This is a genomic window from Flavobacterium aerium (genome assembly GCF_030766725.1).
GTDB lineage: Bacteria > Bacteroidota > Bacteroidia > Flavobacteriales > Flavobacteriaceae > Flavobacterium > Flavobacterium aerium.
Genome location: NZ_JARQWR010000012.1, coordinates 65695 through 79442 on the forward strand (window position 1 = coordinate 65695; position 13748 = coordinate 79442).

The following is a 13748-nucleotide window of genomic DNA, read 5'->3' on the forward strand; positions in this document are numbered from 1 at the left end:
ATTCTTTCTAATCAGAAAGTTGTGCTATACAGTAATCAATTTCACGAATTAATGAATTTATCTTGAGTTTTGTATCTCGTTTGTTGTCGTCACTACCGAGTAATGAGTTGGCTATTTTTAGAGTGTCATACTGCTGTTTCATTTGCTCAATCTGTTCCGACTGATTGCGTATGACAGTAAGAGATTTTGTCAATTCTGATTGTAATTCTTGATTACTTTTTTCCAAACCTTCCATTTTCTGGAAAAGTTTTTGAATTTTATTTTCAAGAGAATCAACTATATCTGTTATTTCACTCATTGTTTTCAACATTCATTACTTAACTTTACAAAGTTAATATTACTATTTAACTATTGCAATACTTTTCATTAAATTTTATGCTTTATATTGTGCGATATTGTAATATTTTGTTTAATAGCAAGTTATAAGATTAGCAGATTTATTACCATTTAATTTAATTTTTTTTAAATTAGCACAAATCTTAATTATGAAGTTGTTTACCTTTTTACTACTGTTTTCCACAGCTCTTTTCTCTCAAAATCAATATCCTAGAGACTATTTTCGTTCTCCTCTCGATATTCCGTTACAAGTTTCGGGTTCCTTTGGGGAGCTTAGAAGTAATCACTTTCATTCCGGATTAGATTTTAAAACACAACAACGTGAGGGATTAAACGTATATGCGGCGGCAGATGGTTACGTTTCAAGAATTAAAATATCAACTTGGGGATACGGTAAAGCGATTTATATAACCCACCCAAATGGTTATACAACGGTATATGGTCATTTGCAAAAAGCTTCACCTGCAATTGAAGAATACATCAAGAAAAAACAATATGCTCAAAAGTCTTTTGAAGTAGAAATGTTTCCTACTGCAAAAGAATTCGTAATTAAAAAAGGAGATATTATTGCTTTTAGTGGTAATTCAGGTGGTTCAGGTGCTCCTCATCTACATTTTGAATTTAGAGATACTAAAACAGAAAAAATAATTAATCCATTGTTTTTTGGCTTCGATGCGGAGATTGCCGACACTAAAAAACCTACAATAACAGGATTGATAGCTTATCCAGTTGGAGATAGTGCTGTGGTGAATCAATTATCAAACCCTTCCATGGTAAGTTTGTCATTGCAAAAAGATGGATCTTATTTAGCCTCAAAAGTTGTGGCCATGGGTAAAATTGGTTTTGGGATTAATGCATACGATATGTCCAATGGAAGTTTCAATAAGAATGGTGTTTATAAAGTAGAAACCTTTCTAAATGGAAATTCTTATTTTGAATACCAATTTGAAAAGTTTGCTTTTGACGAAGGTCGATATATAAATGCTCTAATAGATTACCCTCGTTATAAAAAGATGGATCAAAGATTTCAAAAGCTTTTTATGAAAACGCCTTATAATTTTAGTGCGATAAAAACTAAAGCAGAAAATGGAATTATTAACGTTGAACCAAATTTAACGATGAATTACCGAATCGAGGTTTCTGATTTTAATGGAAATAAAACCATAGTTAATGTACCGATTCAATATGAACAACAAGAGGTAGCTGCAAGAAAAGAGCAAAAGACAACTCCTTATTTTGTAAAGGCTAAAAACGATCATAATTATAAAAAAGATAACGTTTCCGTATTCTTACCCGCTAATACATTTTATGAAGATTTATACTTGGATTTTGATGTTAATGATGGTGTTTTGCATCTTCAGGATACTAATACAGCAGTTCATAGTATGTTGACTATATCTTTTGATGAACCAAGTTTGCCAGAATCGGAACGTTTAAAAACGTTTATTGCTTCGGTACAAGGGAAAAAAATAGGGTATAATTCAACTTCAAGAAAAGGGAATATGTTGTCTACTAGAACAAGAAATTTAGGAGATTTCAAATTAGCAAAAGATACGATTGCTCCAAAAATATCAGCAGTGAATTTTAGTGAAGGAAAATGGCTGAGTAATCAGAAGAATATAATTTTAGAAATTAGCGATTCATTGACTGGAATAGGAGATTATAATGGATATTTAAACGGTAAATGGATATTGTTCGAATATGATTATAAAACAAAAAGAATAGTTCATGATTTTGCAGATAATATAGTTACCGATGGTAAAAATGAATTAAAAGTTATCGTAACAGATAATGTGGGGAATTCTACTACCTTTGAAACGCATTTTTTTAGAACAGCACCAACCCAATAATAATTAAGCATTTGAAGACTAAATACAATTTATTTACGGTTATAATTTTTTTAATGAGTTTGTCTGCTTTTGCACAAACAGCAAGGATTAAAGGAATTATTTTAAATGAGAACAATCAAGCCGTAGAAGGTGTGAGCGTTAGCTATAAAAAACTAGGAACAACAACAAATGAGAATGGATTCTACTCGTTAACCATTCCAGCGAATGAAAAAGTAACATTGATCTTTTCGCATGTTGCCCATAAAAAATCATCGGTTACATTGGAATTGAAAACCAATGAAGATTATGAGTTTAATATTGTATTAAATCAGAATGTTGAGCAAATAGGAGAAATCTTAGTTACAGCAAATAATAGAAAAAGGGTAGAAGGTGTAGTGTCGATAGAACCACAAACGATTCGATTAATTCCAGGAGCTAATGCTGGAGTAGAGAATATTCTTAAAACATTACCTGGAGTTTATTCTAATAATGAGTTGAGTACACAGTATGCAGTACGCGGAGGAAACTATGATGAAAACTTAGTATATGTAAACGAAATAGAAATATACAGGCCTTTTTTAATTCGTTCAGGACAACAAGAAGGATTAAGTTTTACAAATACAGATTTAGTACAAAATGTAGATTTTTCTGCAGGAGGATTCCAGGCAAAATATGGGGATAAACTTTCCTCTGTTTTAGATATTACTTATAGACGTCCAACAAAATTTGGAGCATCACTAGAAGCAAGCTTTCTTGGAGGAAGCCTTTCTGTAGAAGGTGTTTCTAAAGATCAGAAATGGACTGCTATAGTTGGAGCAAGATACCGTGACAATAGTTTGCTAGTAAACAGTCAGGAAACACAATCAAATTTCAGACCTACATTTGCAGATATTCAAACCTATATTACCTATAATGCTTCTTCGAAATGGCAATGGAGTTTCTTAGGGAATATTTCTGCAAACCGATATAAATTCCAACCATTAACACGTCAGACTAATTTTGGAACAATCGATGAGCCTATAGCTTTACAGGTTTTTTATGAAGGACAAGAGAAAGATCAATATGATACTTTTTTTGGAGCAATTAAATCTTCTTATGAGGTAAACGATAATTTCACCTTGAAATTTATCGGATCGGCTTACCATGCTACAGAACAAGAATATTTTGATATACTAGCACAATATCGTTTAGGAGAAGTAGATAGTAATATTGGATCTGAAACCTTTGGTGATGTTACCTATTCTAGAGGAATTGGGTCACAGCTTAATCATGCCCGTAACAATCTAGATGCATTAATTGTAAATGCTGAAGTAAAAGGATTCCACAAATTTGATGGAAATCAAATTGAATGGGGCGCAAAATATACAAGAGAAGACATTCGTGATAGAGTAGTAGAGTGGGAAGTGATAGATTCGTCAGGATTTTCAATTACTCCGCCAATTATTGATATTCCACATGATCAACCTTACAATCCTTATATGGGGCCATTAGTTCCTTATCAGAATGTTAGAGCTAAAAATTTTACCACAATCAATAGGTTGTCAGGATATGCTCAATGGAACAAGAGAAGCAATTGGGGGAATCATGAAGTATGGTATAATGCTGGAGTACGTGTACATCAATGGCAGGTTGACGGTGATAATATTGATGGAAAAAGCCAAGTTACAGTAAGTCCAAGAGCGCAGTTTGCAATCAAACCAGATTGGGATGAAGATATGGTGTTTAGGCTTTCTGGAGGTTTTTATTATCAGCCACCTTCTTATCGTGAATTGAGAGATTCATTAGGAATGGTTCGTCCGGATGTTAAAGCACAACGATCTATTCATGTGGTGTTGAGTAATGACTATAGTTTTAAGATGTGGGGACGACCATTTAAACTGGTTACAGAGGCCTATTATAAAAACATGAGCGATGTGAATCCCTATACCTTAGAAAACGTTAGAATTCGATATAGAGCAACAAACGATGCAACGGCCTATGCGGCAGGATTTGATATGAGATTAAACGGAGAGTTTGTTCCTGGTACAGAATCTTGGTTCAGTTTGGGAATCATGAAAACCGAAGAGAATATTAAACATCAAGGTTTTATTGCAAGGCCAACAGATCAGCGTGTGAAAGTAGGAATCTTATTCCAGGATTATGTACCTAATATTCCAAGTTTAAAAATGTACCTTAATTTAGTTTATAATTCAGGATTGCCAGGTGGTTCACCATCCTATGCTGATCCATATGTGTATCAAAGTCGTTTGCGTGACTACCGTCGTGCAGATTTGGGTCTTTCCTATGTGTTTACAGATGGTAAGAAGAAATTTGAACAAGGACACTGGCTAAAACCATTTAAAGATTTGTCATTAGGAATTGAAATTTTCAATCTTTTTAATAATCAAAACGCAATTACGAATACTTGGGTACGTGATGTATATACCAAAAATCAATACGGAATACCGAATTATTTAACGACAAGAGTTCTAAGTGTAAAATTGATTGCAAAGCTATAATAGTAAACTTATACAAGGTTCAAAAAGATAAACTTTTGCAAATATTGAGCGCTATCAAAAGGGCTAACTCAAATTTTCATATATTTGAATTGCTATTTAGTTTAAAAAAGAAACAACATTGTTAGAAATGAAAAAAATAAATATACTCTGTATTGCTATTTCGGTTCTGTCACTTACGAGCTGTAAGAAAGATCAGGAAAAGCCAAAAGTGATTTATGAAGATAGTACTAAGACTATTACGGCTGTAAATAATGTGAAAATTGATTCTTCTCAAATTAAGATAGCGGATCTTCCAATTAATATGGAAGGGACGAAATATTTGATTTATCCTATTGGAGATGTAAGGTTGTATGAAGGGAGATCAAAAAAAGTATTCGGATCCTCATCAGATTATAATGCACCTGTGAGTTTTTCTATTTCAAATTACAATCGTTTTGAACTTACTGGATTTTTACATGATTTAAAGTTTCAGCATGTTGATTCTACTAAAATCAGATCACTTTCAAATGAATTGCCAATCTTAATTCAGACTGCGACATTCTTAAATACAATCTCTGATAAAAGTAAACGTCAGATATTAGTATATTCTATTGTTGATAAAGATACTAATCGCGACGGTAAATTGAATGCAAACGATGTGAAGTCACTTTATATTAGTGATATTAGCGGATTGAAATTCACTAAACTGTCACCAGAATACCATGAGTTAATTGACTGGAACGTTATTGAAGCAACCAATAGATTGTATTTCCGTACAATTGAGGATACGAATAAAAATGGTGAATTTGATAAGAATGATTTAGTTCATTATCACTATGTAGATTTAGGAGATAAACAATGGAAGATTGAAAAATACGATCCATTGGAGAATGTAGAGTAATTCTTCTTGTAGATATAAAATATAAAAAAAAGCATTATCAATTTGATAATGCTTTTTTTTATACTGTTTATTAAAGTTGCTAAGTTGAGTAAAGCCTATTAGAGCTTTATTATTTTGAGATTTGTAAAGCTAATTTTAGAAATTAATTCCTTTAAAAAGGACGCTTTTCAAACCAATGTTGTAAATCACTTTTACGTTATCTACATAAAATGTAAGGTTATAGTCTTCATTGAAACTATAAATTAGAGCAGTACTAGTAACTAAAAGAAGTAGTAGTAAAACTAAATACTTGTAATTCTGTTTTTTAAACATCTTTTGGGTAATTTTTTTCAAGGTTAAAATCAGTTTTTATTGGGCTACAAGTTGATTGTTTTTGTTTTTTGGAAAAACGAGTGCGAATAATTCCATTCACGAATCAAAATTATAATAATAATTCATTATTTTTATTTGATTGGTGGTGTTTTTTCATTCCATAGGAAAACTTTAACACAAGCGTAGTTTAAATTAGTATATCGCTTTCCAAATCGGACTTTTCAATAGTGAAGTTTAAGTCGAGTCGCTTCATTAATTCAATAACCAAAATCTTATACCAATTCTCTGATTTTGGATGAATGTATATTTTCTCAATTAATTGATTAATGTCTACTTGAATTTTCAAGCCCTCATTAATTGTTATACCTTGTGAAGTGACATCGGTGATGATTCTCATTTCTCTTTCGTATTGAAAGCTTTTACGTTTGAATAAAAACGGGAAAAAGGCATTTTCAAATGGAATGAGCTCTTTTTTGTAGTCAATATAGTTTACCTCTCCAATGTGTTGTTCGTATTGTCGCTCTAAATGTAAAGCCTTTTGTATACGACCTAAAGTAGATTGTATAGCGAGCCCTTCGTTATTTTGAGTGAATATTTGCCACATGGCAAAAGATTCATACTCATTAATGTGCCAACTACTGATGACAACATTCTTGCGTTGCATTTTATAAAAATCGAGGAAATCAGGATTGTTCTCTGATATTTTTTTAATCTCTTCAAATGTTGGCTCGCTAAATGTACCTTCATACTGATCTTCAAATTTATCCGATCGAGACATGAATAGTTTTTTGTGTAATAGTAAATCCAAAAATTTAGACAAATCAAGATATTTCCAAACGATTGTATTTGGATCCTCTGGAATATTGATTTGTTTATTGGTTACATACATTACTCAAATGATTGCATTGATATTAGTTTACTGTAAACACCTTGCTTATTGATAAGTTCAGCGTGACTGCCTTGTTCTACAATTTTTCCTTTTTGCATTACTACAATTACATCTGCTTTCTGAATTGTAGAAAGACGGTGTGCAATCACGATAGACGTTCTGTTTTGCATCATATTCTCTAAAGCAATCTGTACTAATCTTTCACTTTCCGTATCCAATGCAGAAGTAGCCTCATCTAAAATCATGATTGGTGGATTCTTTAGTACAGCACGAGCAATACTCAAACGTTGTTTTTGTCCACCAGATAATTTATTACCACTATCACCAATGTTCGTATCGATTCCTAAAGGTAAGTCTTTTACGAACTCATAAGCATTTGCAATTTTTAAAGCTTCCATAATTTCCGCTTCTGTTGCATTTTCTTTTCCTAAAGAAATATTATTTCGAATAGTATCATTAAATAAGATAGAGTCCTGTGTTACTAAGCCCATTAAGCTTCGTAATGAGTGAATATCTAAATCTTTGATATTAATCCCATCAATGCAAATATTACCTTCTTGAACATCATAAAAACGCGTTAGTAAATTTGCAATGGTACTTTTTCCACTTCCAGATTGTCCTACTAAGGCAACCGTTTGTCCTTTTTTAACTTCTAAAGAGAAATCTTTTAAGACATTTTCGTCTTCATAACGGAAATTGATGTTTTCTATCGTGATTTTATCTTCAAATTGATCTTTATAAATTGCATCAATTTTATTGGTAATTGTATTTTCCTGATCTAGAATTTCTAGTACTCTTTCTGCAGCTGCGTTACCTCTTTTTACACCATAAGATGCTTTTGATATTGCTTTTGCAGGAGTAAGGATGTTGTAAGCCAATCCCATGTAGGCAATAAAAGCTGCACCAGTCAATGTATGTCCATCCAATACCATTTGTCCTCCATACCATAAAAGTATAGCAATGACCATGATACCCATAAATTCACTTGCTGGAGAAGCTAAATTTTGTCGGTTACCAATACTGTTTGACAATGAGAAAAAGCGTTTTGTAGAATTCTGGAAAACAGTATTGAAATAATTTTCAGAATTATACCCTTTTACGACTTTCAATCCACCTAACGTTTCTTCTATAGTCGAGAGGAATATTCCTTGTTCTTCTTGAGCTTTTGTAGATTGTTTTTTCAATTGCTTTCCTATTAAAGAGATAATGTATCCAGAAATAGGGATGAAAATAAATACAAAGAGCGTTAGTTTTACACTAATAATAAACATGGTAGTAATGGTGAAAACGATCGTTAAAGGCTCTTTAACAATAAGTTCCAAAATTGCTAGAAAAGAATTCTGCACCTCATTCACATCTCCCGAAATACGAGCAATAACATCTCCTTTTCTTTTTTCAGAGAAAAAGGATAAAGGCAATTCAAGTGTCTTTTTATACATTGCATTTCGCATGTCTCTTAAAACTCCATTTCTCAAAAATGTAATAAAGAACATAGCAAAATAATCGGCTAAATTTTTCAATAAGAATATTGAAATAATTACGGCAACCATTATGGATAAGGTATAGCTATGACTGTGACTATCCGTTGTCTGAGTAATGTAATAACTAAGGTAATTTTCAGCATATTCTTTAATATGCGTTATTCCTTCATACACTGGCTTAACCGTATTTCTTTTCGTTTGATCAAATAAAACTTGAATCATCGGAATCAATGCAATGAAAGAAAGTGTACTGAATAAAGCATACAGAACATTAAAGAAAATGTTTAGGTAAGCATATCTTTTATAAGGTATTATAAAAGGAAATATTTTTTTAAAATTACTCATTAGTTTATTTTGAGATCAGCAATGATATTTTGTATTTTTTGGTCTAATTTTTTCTCTACCGCTTCAGCATCTTCAATACGATCTAAACGATCATTGACACTAACATAGAATTTAATCTTTGGTTCTGTTCCGCTAGGGCGGGCAGCAATTTTAGTTCCATCTTCAAGATAGTAGATTAAAACATTCGATTTTGGGATGTGTAACGTTTCTTCCTCATTGGTAAACATATTTTTAGCAATAGAAGATTGGTAATCTTCCACCATAACAACACGTAAACCGCTAATTGTTGTTAATGGATTTTCACGGAGGTCAATCATAGTCTGTTTAATCTCATTCGCTCCTTCAATACCTTTACGAACTAAAGCCACTAGATATTCTTTGTAAAAACCAAATTCTACATATAGTTTTAATAATTCTTGGTATAAAGAACTTCCTTTTGCTTTTGCCTGAGCAGCAATTTCACAAACTAATAAAGTAGCAGCAACGGCATCTTTATCACGAACGGCATCACCAACCATGAAGCCAAAACTTTCTTCTCCGCCACCAATGAATTTTAATTCAGGAAAATCATGGATCATTTTAGCAATCCATTTGAATCCTGTTAAACCGATTTTACATTCTACATTGTAGGCTGTAGCCAATTCCATCATCATTGGAGTAGAAACTATTGTTGAACCAATAAATTCTTTACCTTTTATTTTGTTTTCCTTTTTCCATTGTTCTAATAAGAAATGCGTCATTAGAACCATAGTTTGGTTACCATTTAACAAAATCATTTCATGAGCGGTATTGCGTACGGCAACACCCAAACGATCAGAGTCTGGATCTGTACCAACAACAATATCAGCATTAATTTTATTAGCTAAAGCTAGAGCCATTGTCAAAGCTTCTGGTTCTTCAGGATTGGGGGACTTTACTGTTGGGAAATCTCCATTCGGGATAGCCTGTTCAGGTACAATATGTAAATCACTATATCCAGCTTGTTCTAATGTATCAGGAATTAATTTAATTGAAGTTCCATGTAAAGAAGTAAAAACAATTTTTAAATCTTCCTTCGCTTTCGCAGGCGTATTAAAACTTGCATTTTTGATTGAAGATTTTATAAAAGCTTCATCTATTTTTTTATCGACAAAATGAATCAATTTACTATTTGCTTCAAATTTGATTTGATCGTAATTTAATTGCTCAATCACTTGGATAATCTCAGCATCCTGAGGTGGAACTAATTGTCCTCCATCTTGCCAATATGCTTTATATCCATTATATTCTGGTGGATTATGAGAGGCTGTAAGTACAATACCTGCATGACAGTTCAAGTACTTTACTGCAAAAGATAATTCTGGAGTAGGTCTCATTTCAGAGAATAAGTAAACTTCAATACCATTAGCAGAGAAAACATCAGCAACCGTTTTTGCCAAGGTATCACTGTTATGGCGGCAATCATATGCAATGGCTACTTTTATTTTTTCTCCAGGAAAAGACTGATGTAAATAATCAGAAAGGCCTTGAGTGTTTTTACCTAAGGTATATTTATTGATACGATTAGTTCCCGGTCCCATAATACCACGCATTCCACCTGTTCCAAATTCAAGATTTTTGTAAAAACTTTCATTTAGTTCAGCAGGAGAAGAAGTCATCATTTTTTTAATAGCCTCTTGCGTTGTATTGTCAAATGTAGGCGTTAACCATTCATTTACTTTGTCTAATATATTTTGTTCAATTTTCATTTCTTTTTCAAAAATTTAAAAGTGTAACAAGGATCATTAAATTACTCTATCGTATTTGATACTTTGTAACGATCATTATTATTTTTTGTTCGTAGAATAATTTCACCTAAGAATCCAGCTAAAAATAGTTGGGTACCAATAATCATGGTTGTCAATGAAATATAAAACCAAGGATTCTCTGTTACTAGTACAGTACGCAATCCATGATATAATCTGTAAAGTTTATTAATACCAATGTAACCAGCGGCTAAAAATCCGATTACAAACATAACAGAGCCAAGTGCTCCAAATAGATGCATCGGTCTTTTACCAAAACGAGATAAAAACCAGATGGTGATTAAATCTAGAAAACCATTTACAAAACGATCCATACCAAATTTAGTAGAACCATATTTTCTGGCCTGATGTTTTACAACCTTTTCGCCAATTTTTCCAAAGCCAGCATTTTTTGCTAAAACAGGAATATAACGATGCATTTCACCAGATACTTCAATGTTTTTTACAACAGTATTTTTGTAAGCCTTTAATCCGCAATTAAAATCATTCAATTGCACACCCGATGTTTTACGAGCAGCATAGTTGAATAATTTGGATGGTAAATTTTTAGAAAGAACAGAATCATAACGTTTCTTCTTCCATCCAGAAACCAAATCATACCCTTGATTTATAATCATATTGTACAATTCAGGTATTTCCTCTGGATTATCCTGTAAATCGGCATCCATTGTAATAATAACATCAGCCTCTGCTTTTGCAAAACCGGCGTGTAATGCTTGTGATTTGCCGTAATTTTTTAAAAAACGAATTCCTTTTACCTCAGGATGTTGTTCCGCAAGATGCTCAATAATCGACCAAGAGCTGTCTGTACTACCATCATCAATAAAAAGTATTTCATAACTGAAATTATGGTCTTGCATAACCTTTGCAATCCATTGATGTAATTCTTTAAGCGATTCTTCTTCGTTAAGAAGAGGTATGATGATTGATAGATTCATGTATTAATAGCCAGTAGGTTTGTCATTTTTAACAAATGCACCTACGATTAGAGAAAAGATTAACCCAATAAAAGCGTAAATAGCCATCGTTGATGGAGCAAGAATCCATGGACTCATGAATTTTCGAGTTACCGATATAGCCGTTTCAATCTGATCCTTTGTCATTTCTGGATTATTTTTCAACATCACAGTCTTAACATCTGCCATAGAAGAATCTAAGAAATCAGGAAAGATTTGAATGAAAATAATATAGAAAATAGAATAAATTAAGGCAGCCAATACAGTAATGGAAACACCAATTTTTAAACATTGTCCAAAAGAGATAAATCCACCGTTGAAATTTTTCTTGTAATTGATACAACCTATAGTAATAAATACGACTGGTAATACAAAGTAGTTTAGGATGCTCATTATCATTCCTGCTGAAGGATTATCAGTAGGAGTTAAATGTAATACATAAGAAATTACAAACTCTAGTACCATGATGACACCAAATAAGATGCCTAACTGCAAGGCGGATTTTGACGGGGAGATAGTTTCTTTCATACTTTATTATTGGTTAATTAATCAACAAAGATAAGAAATCCCTATATATCGTACGATAAAAATCATTTTTTGATGTGATTCAAAAAAATATATAGTTTGATTTGTTTATTCAAAAATAATTGTACATTTGCAAACTGAAAATTAATATTAAAAATAAACTAAGAAGTTATAATGTGTTTACACCTTTTTCATTAAAGAAAAAGCTTCAAAGCAAATTGTAATGGACAAATAAAAAAAGTACAGATGAAAAAAGGAATTCACCCAGAGAATTACAGATTAGTAGCATTCAAAGATATGTCAAATGAAGATGTATTCATTACTAAATCTACAGCAGACACTAAAGAAACTATCGTTGTTGACGGTGTTGAGTACCCAGTAATCAAAATGGAGATTTCTAGAACATCTCACCCTTTTTACACTGGTAAATCTAAATTAATCGATACTGCAGGACGTATTGATAAATTCAAAAACAAATACTCTAAATTCACAAAATAATTTAGTGTTATTATATATAAAAAGCCTTCCATTTGGGAGGCTTTTTTTTATGGGCATTTCTCAACGTTAAGTAAACTTTGTATCTTTGTTCTAATGTTGGGGTGTATTATTTTTTAAGTACATTTAAGCAGTGAACCTTTTGAATCATAAATCATGAATTATATACTTTTTGATGGAACAGTGCGTAATGCATTGTTACCTTTTACATTTACCCGACCAGTTGCTGATATTCGAGTAGGAATTTTGACAATTCGTGAAAAATGGGAAAAACATTTAGGTACCACCACCACTACTTTAACGGAAGAATATCTAATGGATAAATTTCCAATGGTAGAAATGGAAGAGAATATTATGATTAATGCCTCTTTTTTACCAAACAATGTATTGTCAGAATTAGTAAGTGGATTAGAACCAAACCAAGCGATATTCTATAAAGAAGAAGTAATTGCTTTTTATACACAAGATACTCAGGAAGAAGTGGATTTTGATACCTATGAAGTAATTGAATATACTGAAGACTGTATCAGAATTGAACATACTTGGGATATTTTTGCCAAAAATGATGCTGCTTTGCGAGAAGACTTTGAATTAATTACAGAAGACCGTAAATCACAACCGATACCTAAAAGTATTAATGTTATAGGAGCAGAAAATATTTTTATTGAAGAAGGTGCAAAATTAGAATTTGTAACACTAAATGCTTCTACAGGTCCTATTTACATTGGTAAAGACACAGAAATCATGGAAGGAAGTATTATCCGTGGACCCTTTGCATTATGTGATGGAGCTGTAGTGAAAATGGGTGCGAAAATATATGGAGCTACTACGGTAGGACCACAATGTAGAGTAGGTGGAGAAGTAAGTAATTCTGTAATGTTCTCTTATTCAAATAAAGGGCACGATGGATTTTTAGGAAATTCTGTATTAGGAGAATGGTGCAATCTAGGAGCAGATACAAACAATTCCAATCTTAAGAACAATTACGAAGAAGTAAAATTATGGAGCTATGAGACAGAAAATTTTGCTAAAACTGGATTGCAGTTTTGTGGATTAATGATGGGAGATCATAGTAAATGTGGAATTAATACTATGTTTAATACAGGAACAGTAATTGGAGTAAGTACTAACATTTTTGGAAGTGGATTGCCGAGAAATTTTGTGCCAAGTTTTTCTTGGGGTGGAGCATCTGGGTTTACAACCTATCTAACAAAGAAAGCTTTTGAGACGGCAAAAATAGTAATGAGCCGTAGAAATATTGATTTCACCGAACAAGATGCAGCAATTTTAGAGCATGTTTTTGAGGAATCTAAAAAATGGAGAAAAGAATAAATTCATAACAATTTGTTTGAAGGGTGCAATTTTAAATATAAAATTGCGCCCTTCGTATTTTTAATGATTATAAATAAGCCTTTCCT

The 13748-nt window shown here is 32.2% G+C and carries 11 protein-coding genes; 5 read left to right on the top strand and 6 right to left on the bottom strand.

Going from position 1 to position 13748, the window contains the following annotated elements:
• Positions 1 to 7 precede the first annotated feature (7 nt).
• Positions 8 to 298, bottom strand: a complete 291-nt coding sequence (locus P6733_RS15705) for a hypothetical protein (protein ID WP_306353883.1) — start codon at positions 296 to 298, stop codon at positions 8 to 10.
• 187 nt (positions 299 to 485) lie between these two features.
• Between P6733_RS15705 and P6733_RS15710 the strand changes: the two genes are divergently transcribed.
• From P6733_RS15710 to P6733_RS15720, 3 genes are all read left to right on the top strand, one after another.
• The gene (locus tag P6733_RS15710; protein WP_306353884.1) at positions 486 to 2186 is read left to right on the top strand and encodes a M23 family metallopeptidase; all 1701 of its coding nucleotides are present in this window, start codon (positions 486 to 488) and stop codon (positions 2184 to 2186) included.
• A 53-nt stretch (positions 2187 to 2239) separates the two neighbouring features.
• Positions 2240 to 4663: a TonB-dependent receptor gene (locus P6733_RS15715; protein ID WP_306353885.1), complete on the top strand. Its 2424-nt coding sequence runs from the start codon at positions 2240 to 2242 to the stop codon at positions 4661 to 4663.
• 127 nt (positions 4664 to 4790) lie between these two features.
• Positions 4791 to 5543 (top strand): hypothetical protein, encoded by a 753-nt coding sequence (locus P6733_RS15720; protein WP_306353886.1) that lies wholly within the window; start codon positions 4791 to 4793, stop codon positions 5541 to 5543.
• Between the two features lie 499 nt (positions 5544 to 6042).
• Here the strand turns inward: P6733_RS15720 and P6733_RS15725 are convergent, their stop codons facing one another.
• The 5 genes from P6733_RS15725 to P6733_RS15745 are packed head-to-tail and all read right to left on the bottom strand — an operon-like array spanning position 6043 to position 11838.
• Positions 6043 to 6744, bottom strand: a complete 702-nt coding sequence (locus P6733_RS15725; RefSeq protein WP_306353887.1) for a hypothetical protein — start codon at positions 6742 to 6744, stop codon at positions 6043 to 6045.
• A complete protein-coding gene (locus tag P6733_RS15730; RefSeq protein ID WP_306353888.1) occupies positions 6744 to 8570 on the bottom strand; it encodes an ABC transporter ATP-binding protein in 1827 nt (608 codons plus the stop codon). The genes P6733_RS15725 and P6733_RS15730 overlap by 1 nt, the downstream gene beginning before the upstream one ends.
• Positions 8570 to 10297, bottom strand: a complete 1728-nt coding sequence (locus P6733_RS15735; RefSeq protein WP_306353889.1) for a phospho-sugar mutase — start codon at positions 10295 to 10297, stop codon at positions 8570 to 8572. The genes P6733_RS15730 and P6733_RS15735 overlap by 1 nt, the downstream gene beginning before the upstream one ends.
• A gap of 41 nt (positions 10298 to 10338) precedes the next feature.
• On the bottom strand, positions 10339 to 11292 hold the full coding sequence (locus P6733_RS15740; RefSeq protein WP_306353890.1) for a glycosyltransferase family 2 protein: 954 nt from the start codon (positions 11290 to 11292) through the stop codon (positions 10339 to 10341).
• A 3-nt stretch (positions 11293 to 11295) separates the two neighbouring features.
• A complete protein-coding gene (locus P6733_RS15745) occupies positions 11296 to 11838 on the bottom strand; it encodes a DUF4199 domain-containing protein (protein ID WP_306353891.1) in 543 nt (180 codons plus the stop codon).
• A 243-nt stretch (positions 11839 to 12081) separates the two neighbouring features.
• Between P6733_RS15745 and P6733_RS15750 the strand changes: the two genes are divergently transcribed.
• Both P6733_RS15750 and P6733_RS15755 read left to right on the top strand, forming a co-directional pair.
• Entirely contained in the window at positions 12082 to 12333 is a 252-nt protein-coding gene (locus tag P6733_RS15750; protein ID WP_306353892.1) for a type B 50S ribosomal protein L31, read from the top strand.
• 153 nt (positions 12334 to 12486) lie between these two features.
• Positions 12487 to 13662, top strand: coding sequence for a GlmU family protein (locus P6733_RS15755; RefSeq protein ID WP_306353893.1), 1176 nt, complete (start codon positions 12487 to 12489; stop codon positions 13660 to 13662).
• The last annotated feature ends 86 nt before the right edge of the window (positions 13663 to 13748 follow it).

What these genes read in the sequence shown, in the direction of transcription:
- P6733_RS15705 (WP_306353883.1), bottom strand. Translation starts at nt 298, where the DNA reads ATGAGTGAAATAACAGATATAGTTGATTCTCTTGAAAATAAAATTCAA.
- P6733_RS15710 (WP_306353884.1), top strand. Translation starts at nt 486, where the DNA reads ATGAAGTTGTTTACCTTTTTACTACTGTTTTCCACAGCTCTTTTCTCT.
- P6733_RS15715 (WP_306353885.1), top strand. Translation starts at nt 2,240, where the DNA reads ATGAGTTTGTCTGCTTTTGCACAAACAGCAAGGATTAAAGGAATTATT.
- P6733_RS15720 (WP_306353886.1), top strand. Translation starts at nt 4,791, where the DNA reads ATGAAAAAAATAAATATACTCTGTATTGCTATTTCGGTTCTGTCACTT.
- P6733_RS15725 (WP_306353887.1), bottom strand. Translation starts at nt 6,744, where the DNA reads ATGTATGTAACCAATAAACAAATCAATATTCCAGAGGATCCAAATACA.
- P6733_RS15730 (WP_306353888.1), bottom strand. Translation starts at nt 8,570, where the DNA reads ATGAGTAATTTTAAAAAAATATTTCCTTTTATAATACCTTATAAAAGA.
- P6733_RS15735 (WP_306353889.1), bottom strand. Translation starts at nt 10,297, where the DNA reads ATGAAAATTGAACAAAATATATTAGACAAAGTAAATGAATGGTTAACG.
- P6733_RS15740 (WP_306353890.1), bottom strand. Translation starts at nt 11,292, where the DNA reads ATGAATCTATCAATCATCATACCTCTTCTTAACGAAGAAGAATCGCTT.
- P6733_RS15745 (WP_306353891.1), bottom strand. Translation starts at nt 11,838, where the DNA reads ATGAAAGAAACTATCTCCCCGTCAAAATCCGCCTTGCAGTTAGGCATC.
- P6733_RS15750 (WP_306353892.1), top strand. Translation starts at nt 12,082, where the DNA reads ATGAAAAAAGGAATTCACCCAGAGAATTACAGATTAGTAGCATTCAAA.
- P6733_RS15755 (WP_306353893.1), top strand. Translation starts at nt 12,487, where the DNA reads ATGAATTATATACTTTTTGATGGAACAGTGCGTAATGCATTGTTACCT.